The 16,301-nt window shown below is 71.9% G+C and carries 12 protein-coding genes; 8 read left to right on the top strand and 4 right to left on the bottom strand.

Annotation, left to right across the window (positions count from 1 at the left end; translation table 11 throughout):
• Positions 1-45: 45 nt before the first annotated feature.
• Positions 46-960, bottom strand: a complete 915-nt coding sequence (locus OG534_RS10415) for a CAP domain-containing protein (protein ID WP_326587810.1) — start codon at positions 958-960, stop codon at positions 46-48.
• A 134-nt stretch (positions 961-1,094) separates the two neighbouring features.
• On the opposite strand from OG534_RS10415, the gene OG534_RS10410 reads away from it, so the two are divergent.
• The 4 genes from OG534_RS10410 to OG534_RS10395 all read left to right on the top strand — a co-directional run bounded on the left by OG534_RS10410 (position 1,095) and on the right by OG534_RS10395 (position 7,739).
• Positions 1,095-1,376: an acylphosphatase gene (locus tag OG534_RS10410; protein WP_326587809.1), complete on the top strand. Its 282-nt coding sequence runs from the start codon at positions 1,095-1,097 to the stop codon at positions 1,374-1,376.
• 349 nt (positions 1,377-1,725) lie between these two features.
• Positions 1,726-1,944, top strand: a complete 219-nt coding sequence (locus OG534_RS10405; protein ID WP_030032603.1) for a hypothetical protein — start codon at positions 1,726-1,728, stop codon at positions 1,942-1,944.
• 205 nt (positions 1,945-2,149) lie between these two features.
• Complete coding sequence (locus OG534_RS10400) at positions 2,150-6,121, top strand: AAA family ATPase (RefSeq protein ID WP_326587808.1); 3,972 nt, start codon at positions 2,150-2,152, stop codon at positions 6,119-6,121.
• Positions 6,122-6,305: 184 nt separating this feature from the next.
• The gene (locus tag OG534_RS10395) at positions 6,306-7,739 is read left to right on the top strand and encodes a sugar porter family MFS transporter (RefSeq protein WP_326587807.1); all 1,434 of its coding nucleotides are present in this window, start codon (positions 6,306-6,308) and stop codon (positions 7,737-7,739) included.
• Between the two features lie 41 nt (positions 7,740-7,780).
• Here the strand turns inward: OG534_RS10395 and OG534_RS10390 are convergent, their stop codons facing one another.
• Both OG534_RS10390 and OG534_RS10385 read right to left on the bottom strand, forming a co-directional pair.
• Positions 7,781-8,767, bottom strand: a complete 987-nt coding sequence (locus tag OG534_RS10390) for an LLM class flavin-dependent oxidoreductase (RefSeq protein ID WP_326587806.1) — start codon at positions 8,765-8,767, stop codon at positions 7,781-7,783.
• Between the two features lie 63 nt (positions 8,768-8,830).
• Positions 8,831-10,291, bottom strand: a complete 1,461-nt coding sequence (locus OG534_RS10385) for a cytosine permease (RefSeq protein ID WP_326587805.1) — start codon at positions 10,289-10,291, stop codon at positions 8,831-8,833.
• Between the two features lie 144 nt (positions 10,292-10,435).
• On the opposite strand from OG534_RS10385, the gene ftsY reads away from it, so the two are divergent.
• Positions 10,436-11,656, top strand: a complete 1,221-nt coding sequence (gene ftsY, locus OG534_RS10380) for a signal recognition particle-docking protein FtsY (RefSeq protein WP_326587804.1) — start codon at positions 10,436-10,438, stop codon at positions 11,654-11,656.
• Between the two features lie 90 nt (positions 11,657-11,746).
• Here the strand turns inward: ftsY and OG534_RS10375 are convergent, their stop codons facing one another.
• A complete protein-coding gene (locus tag OG534_RS10375) occupies positions 11,747-12,415 on the bottom strand; it encodes a bifunctional DNA primase/polymerase (protein ID WP_326587803.1) in 669 nt (222 codons plus the stop codon).
• Between the two features lie 422 nt (positions 12,416-12,837).
• Between OG534_RS10375 and nsdA the strand changes: the two genes are divergently transcribed.
• The 3 genes from nsdA to OG534_RS10360 all read left to right on the top strand — a co-directional run bounded on the left by nsdA (position 12,838) and on the right by OG534_RS10360 (position 16,299).
• Entirely contained in the window at positions 12,838-14,328 is a 1,491-nt protein-coding gene (gene nsdA / locus OG534_RS10370) for a transcriptional repressor NsdA (RefSeq protein WP_326587802.1), read from the top strand.
• Between the two features lie 292 nt (positions 14,329-14,620).
• Complete coding sequence (locus OG534_RS10365; RefSeq protein ID WP_326587801.1) at positions 14,621-15,964, top strand: ammonium transporter; 1,344 nt, start codon at positions 14,621-14,623, stop codon at positions 15,962-15,964.
• Positions 15,961-16,299: a P-II family nitrogen regulator gene (locus OG534_RS10360; protein ID WP_326587800.1), complete on the top strand. Its 339-nt coding sequence runs from the start codon at positions 15,961-15,963 to the stop codon at positions 16,297-16,299. Before OG534_RS10365 ends, OG534_RS10360 begins: the two co-directional genes overlap by 4 nt.
• The last annotated feature ends 2 nt before the right edge of the window (positions 16,300-16,301 follow it).

The raw sequence follows: 16,301 nt of genomic DNA, 5'->3' as shown, positions 1-16,301 counted from the left end.
CGGCGGGCCGCCCTCCGCAGGCGGACCCGCTCCGCCCGAGCCGTGCTAGAAGCCGAAGTCCTGGGTCCACCAGGGGCCGCCGTCGGCGAAGTGGGCGCCGACGCCCAGGGTGCGGAACTCGCAGTTGAGGATGTTCGCCTTGTGGCCCGGGCTGTTCATCCAGGCCTTCATCACGGCGTCGGCGTCGCCCTGGCCGCGGGCGATGTTCTCGCCGCCGAGGCCCGACAGGCCGGCCTTGGCGGCGCGGTCCCACGGGGTGTTGCGGTCGGGGTCGTCGTGGCCGAAGAAGCCGCGGGTGGCCATGTCCTTGCTGAAGGCTCCGGCCAGCGCCGCGAGCGGCGGATTGGCCCGGACCGGACGGCACCCGGCCTGTGCGCGCTCCTGGTTCACCAGGGTGACCACGGCGGCCTCCTCAGCGGAGTGGCCGTCCAGGGACGGCGGGGTCACGGGGGCGGCCGGCTTGGCCGGCGCCGGGACCGGGACCGGGGCGACCGGCACGGTGCTCTTCTGCGGGGCCTTGGTGGAGGGGGCCGGCGCGGCCGGGGGCTTGGCAGGGGTCGACGCCGGGGCCGACGGGGAGGGCGAGGCGCTCGGCGTGGCGGGCGCGGATGTGGAGGGGCTCGGCGAGGCCGACGGGGAAGGGGAGGCCGACGGGGCCGTGGAGGCGGTGGCCGTACCGGTGCCCGCCGAGGAGCGGTCGGTCAGGTTGGCCAGACCGAGCTGCCGGCGGAGCGTGCCGTCGGGGCTGGGCGAGGCCTTGGCCTTGGCCTTCGCCGCCGTGGGGCTCTCCGTACCGCTGACGCCCACATAGGGGAACGAGGCGCCGACGGGCACCATGCCGGTGGTGACGGCCGCGGTGCCGAGGGCCACGGCCACCGCGCCGCCGAGCAGGCCGGTGCGCAGGGCGGTGCCGTTCTTGCCGCCGCGGCGCGGAGCGGCGTGGAGTCGGTGGCGTCCCATCGTTCGGGCCTTCCTTGCCGGGTCAAGATCATCCCTTACTCACCCAAATGGGTAAGTTCATTGCTGCGCGACTGTACGCCATGGGGCCTGGGGGCGATGTGTCCCGAAAGTCTTTGCCCGGTTAGCGTTCACGCATGAATGAAGACGTCCGTCTGACCGCCTGGGTGCGCGGCCGCGTGCAGGGAGTGGGCTTTCGCTGGTTCACCAGGGAGAACGCCCTGGAGATCGGAGGGGTCGTCGGCTTCGCACTCAACCTCGACGACGGGCGAGTACAGGTGGTCGCCGAAGGGCAACGTGAGAATTGCCACCGGCTGCTCGACTGGTTGCGGTCCTCCGACACGCCCGGCCTGGTGGACGGGGTGACAGAGATCTGGGGGACACCGCGCGGTGGCTACGACGGATTCGGGATGCGGTGACCGATCGGCTGATCATGCACTCATCACACCTCTGAACCGTCCGCACACGGTCGGAACTGCGCATTCTCCGCCGACGCGTTGCCGACGCCGGCGATCCGTGGAAGGCTCGGAGATGAGGATGATCTCCACCCCCCGTGCGGGGACCGGGGCGCCCGCCGATACGGGGCGTGATCGTGTTGACCGTCAAACTTTTTGGTGAGACGCTGGAAGCCCCGCGCACCTGAGCTGTTTGGCAGTGTTGGCAGTAGTAAGCGCAGTGACTGTCAGTTGCTGCCGGACATCCGCGGGTGCGATTCCCTCACGACCCACACCGCTTCGGTCGGTCACTCAGTGTGGAGGACCATCCATCATGGCAAAGGCGCTTCTCGGTTACGTCGGCGGTTCCGATCCGCGACTCCTCGCCGAGATGCGACGGCTTCAGCAGCGCGTCCAGGACCTTGAGTCCGAGCTCGTACGGATTCAGTCCGAAAATGACGCGCTGAACGCGGCCGCCGCTCAGCACGACGGAGACTCGCTGCTGGACAGCATCGACATCGACGTACCCCAGGCGGAGCCTGCGCTCACCTGAATCCGCGCTCACTCGTCGCTCGACTCCAGCCCCGCTTGATCTGCAAGGGACGCTTCGGCGTCCCTTCTTTCTTTGGCCGCTGCTTCGTTCTTCGGCCGCCGCGCCCCTGACCAGAGGGCCAGGTGGGGGGCGTGATGCCTTTAACGTCAGTCGTGCCCTGCACTTTCATGGGTGAAACCGAACGTGAAAGGTAGAGTCCGGCGGCGTGCACCTCAAGTCCCTGACCCTGCGCGGCTTCAAATCCTTTGCTTCCGCCACCACCCTGCGCTTCGAACCCGGCATCACCTGTGTCGTGGGTCCGAACGGCTCGGGCAAGTCCAATGTGGTGGACGCACTGTCCTGGGTCATGGGCGAACAGGGGGCCAAGTCCCTGCGCGGCGGGAAGATGGAAGACGTCATCTTCGCCGGGACCACCGGGCGGCCGCCGCTCGGGCGCGCCGAGGTGTCGCTGACGATCGACAACTCCGACGGCGCGCTGCCCATCGACTACGCCGAAGTCACCATCACCCGGATCATGTTCCGCGGCGGCAGCAGCGAGTACCAGATCAACGGGGACACCTGCCGCCTGCTGGACATCCAGGAACTGCTCTCCGACTCCGGCATCGGCCGCGAGATGCACGTCATCGTCGGCCAGGGCCAGCTGGACTCCGTCCTGCACGCCGATCCCATGGGACGCCGCGCCTTCATCGAGGAGGCGGCCGGCGTACTGAAGCACCGCAAGCGGAAAGAGAAGGCGCTGCGGAAGCTCGACGCGATGCAGGCCAACCTCGCGCGCGTGCAGGACCTCAACGACGAGCTGCGGCGCCAGCTCAAGCCCCTGGGCCGGCAGGCGGCGGTCGCCCGCAGGGCCGCCGTGATCCAGGCGGACCTGCGCGACGCGCGGTTGCGGCTGCTCGCCGACGACCTGGTCGTGCTGCGGCGCGCGCTCGACGCGGAGATCGCGGACGAGGCGGCGCTGAAGGAACGCAAGGAGGCCGCCGAGGCCCAGCTCGCGGGCGCGCTGCGGCGCGAGGCGGAGCTGGAGGAGGCCGTACGGGAGCTCGCGCCGCGGCTGCAGCGGGCGCAGCAGACCTGGTACGAGCTGTCGCAGCTCGCCGAACGCGTCCGGGGGACCGCGTCCCTGGCGGACGCGCGGGTCAAGAGCGCGACGGCGCCGGTGGAGGAGGAACGCAGGGGCCGCGACCCGGAAGACATGGAGCGTGAGGCCGCACGGATCCGCGAGCAGGAGGCCGAACTGACGGCCGCTCTGGAGGCGGCCTCGCGGGCGCTGGAGGACACCGCCGAGCACCGGGCGGAGCTGGAGCGGGCGCTCGCCGAGGAGGAACGGCGGCTGCGGGACGCCGCACGGGCCATCGCCGACCGGCGCGAGGGGCTGGCCCGGCTGACGGGGCGGCTCGGCGCGGCCCGCTCCCGGGCCGGGGCGGCGCAGGCCGAGATCGACCGGCTGGTCGCCGCGCGGGACGGGGCGGAGGCCCGGGCCGCGGCGGCGCAGGCGGAGTACGAGGCGCTGGCGGAAGAGGTCGGCGGGCTCGACGACCCGTCGGCGGACACGGACCACGCGGCGGCGCGGGCGGAACTGACGGCGGCGGAGGCGGAGCTGTCCGCCGCGCGGGACGCCCTGTCCGGGGCGGAGCGCTCGCGGGCGGCGGTGTCCGCGCGGCGGGACGCACTGGCGCTGGGGCTGCGCCGCAAGGACGGTACGGGGGCGCTGCTCGCGGCGCGGGAGCGGCTGGCCGGGCTGCTGGGCCCGGCGGCGGAGCGGCTGTCGGTGACCCCGGGCTGCGAAATCGCCGTGGCCGCGGCGCTGGGCTCGGCGGCGGACGCCCTGGCGGTGGCCTCCCCGGCGGCGGCGGCCGCCGCCATCCGCCACCTCCGCGCGGCGGACGCGGGCCGCGCCACCCTGCTGATCACCCCACCGGCCCCCCTCCCGCGCGGTGCCGCGGACCCGAAGGCCCCGCCCACCCCGCCGGCCCAGAGCCACGGGCCGCAGCCCACCCCTTCGGCGGGCCCTGCCCTGCCGGGCCAGGTCCACGGCCCTGAGGTTGCTCCGGCGAGCCATGCCTGGTCGGGCCAGGGGCCTCGAGCCGAGGTTGCTGGGGAAGGGTCTGGCCTGCCGGGACGGAGTGGCGGGCTTGCGCCGGCGGTCGGCGTGGACACCGTCGTCCCGGGTCAGGTGCCGGCTTGCGGCGCTCCGTCGGGCACCGTGCTGTCCAGGCAGGGCGAGGCCGAGGGAGGCTTGCCCCACCCCGGCGCTTCCGGCGAGCGGGCTCTGGCCGTACCAGCCGCTCACGCGCAGGCCGGGCCGGTTGTTTCAGCCTCCTCGGCGATTGAGGCGCGGGGTGCGGGGCAGAGCCCCGCGGGCCTGGCCGCAGGCGAGGGAGTGCCCGCCGCCCGCCTGGTCGACGGGGACGAGGAGGCGCGCCGGGCAGCCGCCTGGGTGCTGCGCGACCACGTCGTGGTCGGGACGCTCGACGAGGCCGAGGCACTCGTCGCGGCGCGGCCCGACGCCGTGGCCGTGACCCTCGACGGCGACGTGCTCGGGGCACACCTCGCGCACGGCGGCTCCGCCGGGGCCCCCAGCCTGATCGAGGTCCGGGCCGCCGTCGACGAGGCGGCGGCGGAACTGGCCCGCCTGGACGACCGCTGCGCGGAGCTCGGCGAGGCCCAGACGGCCGCCCAGGCACGCCGGCAGGACACGGCCGCCCTGGTCGAGGAGCTCGCCGAGCGGCGGCGCGCCGCGGAACAGGCCCGGGCCGGGGTCGCCCAGCAGCTCGGGCGGCTCGCCGGCCAGGCGAAGGGGGCCGCAGGCGAGGCCGAGCGCAGTGCGGCCGCCGCGGCCAAGGCCCAGGACGCGCTGGAGCAGGCGCTGGCCGACGTGGAGGAGTGCGCGCAGCGGCTCGAGACCGCCGAGGAGATGCCGGTCGAGGAGGAGCCGGACAGCTCCCGGCGCGACCGCCTCGCGGCCGACGGGGCCAACGCCCGGCAGACCGAGATGGAGGCCCGGCTGCAGCTGCGGACCCATGAGGAGCGGGTCAAGGGACTGGCCGGGCGGGCGGACTCACTCGACCGCGCGGCCCGGGCGGAACGCGAGGCCCGGACCCGCGCCGAGCGGCGCCGGGCGCGGCGGCGGCACGAGGCGGAGGTGGCCCGGGCGGTGGCCGACGGCTCCCGGCAGCTCCTCGCGCACGTGGAGGTCTCGCTCCGCAGGGCCGACGAGGAGCGCGCGCTGGCCGAACAGGCCAAGGGGCTGCGCGAGCGGGAGCTCGGCGAGGCGAGGAACCGCGGGCGCGAACTGAAGGGGGAGCTCGACAAGCTCACCGACTCCGTCCACCGCGGCGAGGTGCTCGGCGCCGAGCAGCGGCTGCGCATCGAGGCGCTGGAGGCCAAGGCGCTGGAGGACTTCGGCATGGAGGCCGCCGGGCTCGTCGCCGAGTACGGCCCCGACCAGCCGGTGCCCCCGTCCCCGCCCGCCGAGGGCGAGGAGCTGCCGGAGGATCCGGAGCATCCGCGGAACCTGCCCGGCCCCTTCGTCCGGGCACAGCAGGAGAAACAGCTCAAGGCGGCCGAACGCGCCTACCAGCAGCTCGGCAAGGTCAACCCGCTCGCGCTGGAGGAGTTCGCGGCCCTGGAGGAGCGCCACCAGTTCCTCAGCGAGCAGCTGGAGGATCTCCGTAAGACCCGAGCCGATCTCCTTCAAGTCGTGAAGGAGGTCGACGAGCGCGTCGAGCAGGTCTTCACGGAGGCGTACCGGGACACGGCCCGGGAGTTCGAGGGGGTGTTCTCGCGGCTGTTCCCCGGCGGCGAGGGCCGGCTGATCCTCACCGACCCCGACAACATGCTGACCACCGGCGTCGACGTCGAGGCCCGCCCGCCGGGCAAGAAGGTCAAGCGGCTGTCGCTGCTCTCGGGTGGCGAACGCTCGCTGACCGCCGTGGCGCTGCTGGTGTCCATCTTCAAGGCGCGCCCCAGCCCCTTCTACGTGATGGACGAAGTCGAGGCCGCGCTCGACGACACCAACCTGCAGCGGCTGATCCGGATCATGGAGGAGCTCCAGGAGAGCTCGCAGCTCATCGTCATCACGCACCAGAAGCGGACGATGGAGATCGCGGACGCGCTCTACGGCGTCTCGATGCAGGGAGACGGGGTCTCCAAGGTCATCAGCCAGCGTCTCCGCTAACCCCTATCACTTCAATAAGTGAATTCAAAACCGGCGCTTCCCTGGCCTTGCGCACTTTGCATCCAGTCTTGACTTCAGGAAATGAACGAATAGGCTCGCTCCGCTGTCCCCCCGCCTTCAGGTGGTGCCCGATCTTGAACTGTGCGCCACTGTGAGGACGGACGAATCCCCCACGGAGCACACCTTGACCAGCAGCACTGCGCAGACCCCGGCGCCGGGAGGCGGATCCTCGCCGCGGCCCGACCACCTCGGCCACGTCATCTTCATCGCCGCGGCCGCGGCCATGGGCGGTTTCCTCTTCGGGTACGACAGCTCCGTCATCAACGGCGCCGTCGTCGCGATCCGCGAACGGTTCGACGTCGGTTCGGAGGTGCTCGCCCAGGTGATCGCCGCCGCGCTGATCGGCTGCGCGTTCGGTGCCGCCACCGCGGGCCGCCTCGCCGACCGGATCGGCCGAATCCGCTGCATGCAGATCGCGGCCGTTCTCTTCACGGCGAGCGCCATCGGCTCGGCCCTCCCGTTCGCCCTCTGGGACCTGGCCATGTGGCGGGTCATCGGCGGCTTCGGCATCGGCATGGCCTCCGTCATCGGCCCCGCCTACATCGCCGAGGTCTCCCCGCCCGCCTACCGCGGCCGGCTCGCCTCCTTCCAGCAGGCCGCCATCGTCATCGGCATCGCCGTCTCCCAGCTGGTCAACTGGGCCATCCTGAACCTCGCCGACGGCGACCAGCGCGGCGAGATCGGCGGCCTGGAGGCCTGGCAGTGGATGCTGGGCGTCATGGTCGTCCCGGCCGTGCTCTACGGCCTGATGTCCTTCGTCATCCCGGAGTCCCCCCGCTTCCTGATCTCCGTCGGCCGTAACGACGAGGCCAGGAAGGTGCTGAGCGAGGTCGAGGGCTCGAAGGTCGATCTGGACGGCCGCGTCCACGAGATCGAGCTGGCGATGCACTCCGAGCACAAGTCCACCTTCAAGGACCTGCTCGGCGGCCGCTTCGGCCTGCTGCCCATCGTCTGGGTCGGCATCGGCCTCTCCGTCTTCCAGCAGCTCGTCGGCATCAACGTGATCTTCTACTACAGCTCCTCGCTGTGGCAGTCCGTCGGCATCGACCCGAGCAGCTCGTTCCTCTACTCCTTCACCACGTCGATCATCAACATCGTCGGCACGGTGATCGCGATGATCTTCGTCGACCGGGTCGGCCGCAAGCCGCTCGCCCTCATCGGCTCGGCCGGCATGGCCGTCTCGCTCGGCCTCTGCGCGTGGGCCTTCTCCTACAAGTCCGAGGTCGCCGGCGAGATCTCCATCCCCGAGGTCCAGGGCACGGTCGCACTGATCGCCGCGCACTCCTTCGTGCTCTTCTTCGCCCTGTCCTGGGGCGTGGTGGTCTGGGTGCTGCTCGGCGAGATGTTCCCGAACCGCATCCGGGCCGCGGCGCTCGGCGTCGCCGCCGCGGCCCAGTGGGTCGCCAACTGGGTCGTCACCGTCACGTTCCCGACGCTCTCGGACTGGAACCTGTCCGGCGCGTACGTGATCTACACGTTCTTCGCCCTGCTCTCGATCCCGTTCATCCTCAAGTGGGTGCCGGAGACCAAGGGCAAGGCGCTGGAGGAGATGGGGTAATCATCCCCCGCCACCACCCCTCTCCTCGATACTGCCCCGGCTCAGTCCTTGAGCCGGGGCAGTACCTGTTCGCACAGCAGGTGCAGGCTGCGCCAGCCCTCGTCCAGCGGCATCCCGCCGCACAGCGGGTGCAGGACCAGGTTCCCCGCCTCGCCCGCGCCCCGGCCGTACGCGACGGCCTCGTCCGGGGTGAGGATCCGGTACACGCCCTCCGCGCGCAGCTGGGCCACCGAGCGCGCGTTCGACCGTACGGCGCTGCGGATGTCCTTGGACTGCCAGGACGCGTACATGCCCGCCTCGTGCAGGAAGCGCTCGCCGTGCTCCGCCCACACCCGGTCCGGGTCCTCCGCGATGTGCAGCAGCGGGGTCTCGGCCGCCGGCATCATGCAGAAGCCCTCCGTGCCGTACTCCGCCAGTCGCGCGGTGTAGTACGCCTCCAGCTCCGGCAGGTGCGCGCTCGGGAAGAAGGGCAGCCCCAGCCGGGCCGCGCGCCGGGCCGCCGCCTCGGAGCTGCCGCCCACCAGGAGCAGCGGGTGCGGCCGGGTGAACGGCGTCGGGGTGACCCGCACCGTGCGGCCGCGGAACGCGAAGGGCTCGCCGGTCCACGCCTTCAGCAGGGTCTCCAGCAGCTCGTCCTGGAGCCGGCCGCGCCGCCCCCACTCCACGCCGTGCTGCTCGTACTCCGCCGGGCGGTAGCCGATGCCCGCCACGGTGACCAGGCGCCCGCCGCTCAGCAGGTCCAGGACGGCGATGTCCTCGGCCACCTTCAGCGGGTCGTACAGCGGACCGATGATCGCCGAGACGGTGACGGCGATCCGGCGGGTGGCGCCGAAGACCGCGCCGGCGAAGGTGAAGGGGGAGGGCAGCCAGTTGTTGTCGGTGCCGTGGTGCTCCTCGGTCTGGATGGTGTCGATCCCGCGGTCGTCCGCGTACCGGGCCATCTCCAGCGCCGCCTTGTAGCGGGCGGAGAGGGACTCGGGGGTGCCGTTCGGGTCGACGAGATTGAACCGGGCCACGGTGATGGGCATGGAGAAGTCCCCCTTCGCCGGATGTGGGTGGGCGGGCGAAGGGGGACGTTAGCTGACGTGGCGTCAGTTGGACAGGGATCCGGCGAGCGCGGGCTCCTGCGCCGCGGCCGGGTCCGGCTCCACCGGTGCCGTGCGCGGCAGGACGGCGTACAGCACGCCCGAGGTGACGATGCCGGCCACCCAGCCGAGGCCGTTCTCCCCGATCCAGGTGGTGGCGAGCGGTCCGCTGAACCAGTCCACCTTGGTGAAGAGCAGCCCCACGACCAGCGCGAGGGCCCACGCCGTCATCGCCTGCCAGGCGAAACCGCCCCTGTACCAGTAGGCGCTGGTCCGCGTGGTGTCCAGCAGCGCGGGGCCGTCGTAGGTCCGGCGGCGCAGCATGTCCACGCCGAACACGCCGATCCACGCGGAGAAGGCCACGGCCAGCAGGGTCAGGAAGGAGATGAACGAGCCGAAGAAGCTGGTCGCGACCACCATCAGCAGGAAGCCGAAGACCAGGCTGATGACCGCGTTGACGCTGACCGCCCAGGTGCGCGGGACCTTGATGCCCAGGGTCTGCGCGGTGAAGCCGGCCGAGTACATGGACATCGAGTTGATCAGCAGCATGCCGACGAGCGCGACGAGCAGGTACGGGACCGCGATCCAGGTCGGGAGCAGCTTGCCGATGAAGGAGACCGGGTCCTGGGCGGTGGCCAGGTCCGGCGTGCCGACGGCCATGACCGCGCCCATCAGCACCATCGGGAGCACGACCACGCCGGCGCCGCCGATCGTCGCGCCGACCAGCCCTTTGGAGGAGGCGGTGCGCGGCAGGTAGCGGGTGAAGTCGGGGCCGGAGGGCACCCAGCTGATGCCGCCGGCCGCGATGGTGCCGATGCCCGCGATCATCATCGCGGTGGAGCCGGCCGGCTTGCCGAAGACGGCGGCCCAGTCGGTGGTGACGACCAGGTAGCCGAGGACGAGCACGCTGAAGGCGCCGAAGAGGTACGTCGACCAGGTGGAGCAGACCCGCAGGGCCTTGATGCCGAGGCCCGAGACCGCGAAGGTGCAGCCCACGAAGAACAGCAGGGTGACGACGATCAGCGGGGTGCTGCTCTCGACGCCGAACAGCAGGTCGAGCACGGTCAGCACGGCGTAGGCGCCGCTGACCGCGTTGATGGTCTCCCAGCCCCACCGGGCCACCCAGATCAGGGACCCGGGGAAGAGGTTGCCGCGCTGCCCGAACACGGCCCGCGACAGGGCCATGCCGGGGGCGCCGCCGCGCTTGCCCGCGATGGATATCAGCCCGACGATCCCGTACGAGACGACCGGCGCGGCGACGGCGACGACGAGCACCTGCCAGATGTTGAGCCGGTTGAAGATGACCAGCCCCGCGCCCATGGTCAGCAGCAGCACGCTGATGTTGGCGGCGACCCAGGTCGGCACGAGATCGCGGACCCGGCCGCCGCGCTCGCCGTCGGGGACGGGTTCCAGGCCGCGGGTCTCGATCGCGGTTTCGTTTCCGCCGGCGGCGGTCTCGGCAGGCATGCGAAGGCTCCGTGGGGAGGGGTACGAGGGGAAGTCGCCCATCATCGTAGATTTGCCGCTAAAACCATAAACGGAGGCTTACGTCCTGGTCGGAACGTCCAAGGTCCGAGCTCTGGGGCGCCCGTGTCCGATACTGGTGAGGTTATGGACATCCTCATCCTTGCTGTAGTCATCGCCCTGGTCGCGGTCGGCGCGATCAGCGGACTCGTGGTCAGCAGCCGCAAGAAGAAGCAGCTGCCGCCCACGCCGCCGAGCACGCCGACCATCACTGCCCCGCCTGCCGAACCGCAGGTGGGGGAGGACGCCGTAGAGACGGCGGAAGAGCCGCGCCGCACGATCGAGGAGGTCGTGCTCCCGGAGGCGACGGCTCCGGTCGAGGCCCCCGTCGAGGCCCCCGTCGCGGAGCCGGAGGCCCCGGCCGCGCCCGCGATCGAGGTGCCCGAGCCCACCGCCGGCCGCCTGGTCCGGCTGCGCGCCCGCCTCGCCCGGTCGCAGAACTCCCTCGGCAAGGGGCTGCTCACGCTGCTCTCCCGAGAGCACCTCGACGAGGACACTTGGGAGGAGATCGAGGAGACCCTCCTCATCGCCGACGTCGGTGTCGTGCCCACCCAGGAGCTCGTCGAGCGGCTCCGCGAGCGGGTCAAGGTGCTCGGCACGCGCACCCCGGCGGACCTGCGCACCCTGCTGAAGGAGGAGCTGCTGACCCTCATCGGCACCGATTTCGACCGCACCGTGAAGACGGAGAGCGGCGAGGACACCCCCGGCGTGATCATGGTCGTCGGTGTCAACGGCACCGGGAAGACCACCACCACCGGCAAGCTCGCCCGCGTGCTCGTCGCCGACGGCCGCAGCGTGGTCCTCGGCGCGGCCGACACCTTCCGCGCCGCGGCCGCCGACCAGCTCCAGACCTGGGGCGAGCGCGTGGGCGCCCGCACCGTGCGCGGCCCCGAGGGCGGCGACCCCGCCTCGATCGCCTACGACGCGGTCAAGGAGGGCATCGCCGAGGGCGCCGACGTGGTGCTCATCGACACCGCCGGCCGCCTGCACACGAAGACCGGCCTCATGGACGAGCTCGGCAAGGTCAAGCGCGTCGTGGAGAAGCACGGACCGCTGGACGAGATCCTGCTGGTCCTGGACGCCACCACCGGGCAGAACGGCCTGACCCAGGCCCGCGTCTTCGCCGAGGTCGTGGACATCACCGGCATCGTGCTCACCAAGCTCGACGGCACGGCCAAGGGCGGCATCGTCGTCGCCGTCCAGCGCGAGCTGGGCGTCCCGGTCAAGCTCGTCGGCCTCGGCGAGGGTCCGGACGACCTGGCCCCCTTCGAGCCGGAGGCGTTCGTCGACGCCCTGATCGGCGACTAGCGCGACCGGGCCCCGCCCCCGCGCACACCAGTGCCCCCGCGTTCCGTTCGGAGCGCGGGGGCACCGGTGTGTACGGGCGGCTGCCGGCGGCTACCGGCGGAAGCGGTGGCAGATGTAGGCGAGGGTGCCCAGCAGCAGCCGGGCCTGCGGCGGGCCCCCGGCGGAGTCGAGCGCGGGCGGCCGCAGCCAGCCGACCTGGCCGAGCCCGGCCCGGTCGGAGGGCGGGGCCGTCACGTAGGCCCCCCGGCCCAGGGCCCGCAGGTCGAGGTCGGCGTCGTCCCAGCCCATCCGGTACAGCAGCTGTGGCAGTTCGGCCGCCGCGCCCGGGGCCACGAAGAACTGCGCCCGTCCGTCCGCGGTCACGATGACCGGGCCCAGCGGCAGGCCCATCCGTTCGAGTCGCACCAGCGCGCGCCGCCCGGCCTCCTCGGAGACCTCGATGACGTCGAAGGCGCGGCCCACGGGGAGCAGCACCGCGGCGCCCGGGTACGCACCCCAGGCCTCGGTGACCTCGTCCAGGGTGGCGCCGGCCGGGACGGTGGGGGCGAAGGCCAGGGGGTGCGCCCCGGGTGCGGCGCACTGCGCGTCCCCGCAGGAGCAGTCGCGGGCGGGCGCCGCGGCGCGGGCGCCGGGGACCACGTCCCAGCCCCACAGTCCGGTGTACTCCGCCACCGCCGTGCACTCCGAGGTCCGGCCGCGGCGCCGGGTGCCGGAACGGAACTCCCTGGTGCCGCGGCTGCCGCCGATCGTGAAGCCCATGCCCATGCCCCCTCCAACGGGTCGGACGCGCCGGTGGTTACGACGCCGGTGGCGGCGACGTCGGCGGGATCTCCTGCGGGCGCTCCGCCGCGGGGTGCCGGCCGATGCGGCCCGGCGCACTCCTCGCCGCGCGCGCCCCGAGCGCACTCCAGTCCAACCGATCCGCTTTCACCTTGGTGTCAAGTGAATCGCGCCTGGCGGGTGGCGAGTTCATTCGAAGGGGTGGCGAATGGTGGCGTTTCTGGAATCGGCCTCGCCGCAGGGGTGATCGTAGGATTACTTTCGGTGCACGAACCCGAAGGCGGGCCCATCCGTGGGTATGCCGGAGGCAATGCGTGAAGGACCTGTGAAGGTCCGTGGCGGCGCTCGGCGCCCCCGCCAGGGTTTCGTGAGGAAGAGGCTGAGCGGATGGGGGCGTTCCAGTGAGCGGCAACGGCGCAAGCGGAACGATCGAGGACGCTGCTGCGCGCAACGACCAGCTGACCTCGTGGTTCGTCCGCAGCGGATGGTCCAAGGGTGAACTCGCACGTCAGGTCAACCGCCGGGCCCGCCAGCTGGGCGCCCACCACATCAGCACCGACACCTCCCGGGTGCGCCGCTGGCTCGACGGCGAACAGCCCCGCGAGCCCGTCCCGCGCATCCTGTCCGAGCTGTTCTCCGAGCGCTTCGGCTCCGTCGTCGCCATCGAGCAGCTCGGCCTGCGCACGGCCCACCAGACGCCCTCCGTCTCCGGGGTCGACCTGCCCTGGGCCGGCCCGCAGACCGCCGAACTGCTCGGCGAGTTCTCCCGCAGCGACCTGATGCTGGCCCGCCGCGGCTTCCTCGGGACCTCGCTCGCCCTCTCCGCCGGCCCCGCCCTCATCGAGCCCATGCAGCGCTGGCTCGTCCCGGTCCCGGCCGCCGATCCGGGACCGCGGGAGGCGGGGCCGACGGGGGCCCTCGGCGGCCACCGCCCGCCCCGGCTCTCCGAACCGGAACTCGGGCTCCTCGACGCCACCACCGTCATGTTCCGCCAGTGGGACGCCCAGTGCGGGGGCGGACTGCGCCGCAAGGCCGTCGTGGGCCAGCTCCACGAGGTCACCGACCTGCTCCAGGAGAACCACCCGGCCCCGGTCATGAAGCGGCTCTTCAAGGTCGCCGCGGAACTGGCCGAGCTGGCCGGCTGGATGAGCTACGACATCGGCCTGCACCCCACCGCGCAGAAGTACTTCGTGCTCGCGCTGCACGCCGCCAAGGAGGGCGGCGACAAGCCGCTCGGCTCGTACATCCTCTCCAGCATGAGCCGCCAGATGATCCACCTGGGCCGTCCCGAGGACGCCCTGGAACTCATCCACCTCGCCCAGTACGGCAGCCGCGACTGCGCCGGCCCGCGCACCCAGGCCATGCTGTATGCGATGGAGGCCCGCGCCTACGCCAACATGGGCCAGCCCAGCCGCTGCAAGCGGGCCGTGCGGATGGCCGAGGACACCTTCGGCGACGTCGGCTTCGGAGGCGAGCCCGAGCCCGACTGGATCCGCTTCTTCTCCGAGGCCGAGCTGAACGGCGAGAACTCCCACTCGTACCGGGACCTGGCCTACGTCGCCGGGCGCAGCCCCATGTACGCCTCCCTCGCCGAACCCGTCATGGAGCGGGCCGTGGACCTCTTCGAGAAGGACGAGGAGCACCAGCGCTCCTACGCCCTCAACCTCATCGGCATGGCCACCGTGCACCTGCTCCAGCGCGAGCCCGAGCAGGCCGCGGTCCTCGTCGACCGGGCCCTCGACGTGGCGGGAAAGGTGCGGTCCGAACGGGTGAACACCCGGCTGCGCAAGACCGTCGACGCCGCCGCCCGTGAGTACGGCGACGTCGCCGAGGTGGTCCGGCTCACCGACCACCTCGCCTCCCGGCTCCCCGAAGCCGCGGAGGCCGTCTGACGGCCCGCGCGGCCGCCCTCAAGGCCCCGGCCGCGGCAGTCACCCCGTGAAGCCCGATCAGGCTCCCCCAGCCAGGACATCCGGGTACTGCCGCGGCCGGTTTTTGCGTACGACCCCGTTCATGGGCGCGTAACACGCCCGACCTCTTCGTCACGGGCACGAAACACCCAGCGGCGCCGCCGGAAACCGGCCTGCGCGAATCTCATGGCCAATAACCGGCCAGTTCTTATTGCCGCCGCTCAGGTTTTCACGATCGCCCGCACGCGAACGTACCGACGACGAGGAGACGCCGATGGCATCAGCCATCACGACCCTCGCGGCAGACGCCCCGACGCTGTCTGCCGCGAACACCGGGTTCATGCTCATCTGCTCCGCCCTGGTCATGCTGATGACCCCGGGACTCGCCTTCTTCTACGGGGGCATGGTCCGCGTCAAGAGCAGCCTCAACATGCTGATGATGAGCTTCATCAGCCTCGGGATCGTCACGATCCTCTGGGTGCTCTACGGCTTCAGCCTCGCCTTCGGCACCGACTCCGGCTCCCTCATCGGCTGGAACTCCGACTACGTCGGCCTCAGCGGCATCGGGATCACCGAGCTGTGGGACGGCTACACCATCCCGGTCTACGTCTTCGCCGTCTTCCAGCTGATGTTCGCCGTCATCACCCCGGCCCTGATCAGCGGCGCCCTGGCCGACCGCGTGAAGTTCGGCGCGTGGGCCCTGTTCACGGCCCTGTGGGTCACCGCCGTCTACTTCCCCGTCGCCCACTGGGTCTGGGGCTCCGGCGGCTGGCTCTTCGAGATGGGCGTCATCGACTTCGCGGGCGGCACGGCCGTCCACATCAACGCCGGCGCCGCCGCCCTCGGCGTGATCCTGGTCATCGGCAAGCGCGTCGGCTTCAAGAAGGACCCGATGCGCCCGCACAGCCTCCCCCTCGTGATGCTCGGCGCCGGTCTGCTCTGGTTCGGCTGGTTCGGCTTCAACGCGGGCTCCTGGCTCGGCAACGACGACGGCGTCGGCGCGGTCATGTTCGTCAACACCCAGGTCGCCACCGCCGCCGCCATGCTCGCCTGGCTCGGATACGAGAAGCTGCGCCACGGCTCCTTCACCACCCTCGGCGCCGCCTCCGGCGCGGTCGCCGGCCTCGTCGCCATCACCCCGTCCGGCGGTGCGGTCAGCCCGCTCGGCGCGATCGCCGTCGGCGCCATCGCCGGTGTGCTGTGCGCCATGGCCGTGGGCCTCAAGTACAAGTTCGGCTACGACGACTCCCTCGACGTGGTCGGCGTCCACCTCGTCGGCGGCATCGTCGGCTCCCTGCTCGTCGGCCTCTTCGCCACCGGCGGGGTCCAGTCCGACGTGGCCGGCCTCTTCTACGGCGGCGGCCTGGAGCAGCTCGGCAAGCAGGCCATCGGAGTCTTCGCCGTCCTCGCCTACTCTCTGGTGGCGTCCGCGCTGCTCGCCTTCCTCCTCGACAAGACGATCGGGATGCGGGTCACCGAGGACGACGAGGTCGCCGGCATCGACCAGGTCGAACACGCCGAGACCGCCTACGACTTCAGCGGAGCCGGTGGCGGAGCCGCCTCGCGGAGCACCGCCGCCCCCACCCCCTCCGCAGCGAGCAAGAAGGTTGACGCATGAAGCTGATCACCGCGATCGTCAAGCCGCACAAGCTGGACGAGATCAAGGAAGCCCTCCAGGCCTTCGGAGTGCAGGGACTCACGGTCACCGAGGCCAGCGGCTACGGCCGCCAGCGCGGCCACACCGAGGTCTACCGCGGTGCCGAGTACCAGGTCGACCTCGTCCCCAAGATCCGCATCGAGGTGCTGGTCGAGGACTCCGACGCCGAGGAACTGATCCGGGTGATCGTGAGCGCGGCGGCCACCGGCAAGATCGGTGACGGCAAGGTGTGGAGCGTCCCCGTGGACTCGGTCGTACGGGTCCGCACCGGCGAGCGCGGCGCTGACGCGCTCTAGGT

The sequence above is a fragment of the Streptomyces sp. NBC_01294 genome (genome assembly GCF_035917235.1).
GTDB classification, from domain to species: Bacteria; Actinomycetota; Actinomycetes; order Streptomycetales; family Streptomycetaceae; genus Streptomyces; species Streptomyces caledonius.
The sequence above is the reverse complement of the archived record's forward strand: the minus strand, read 5'-3'. Positions and strand labels throughout refer to the sequence as shown.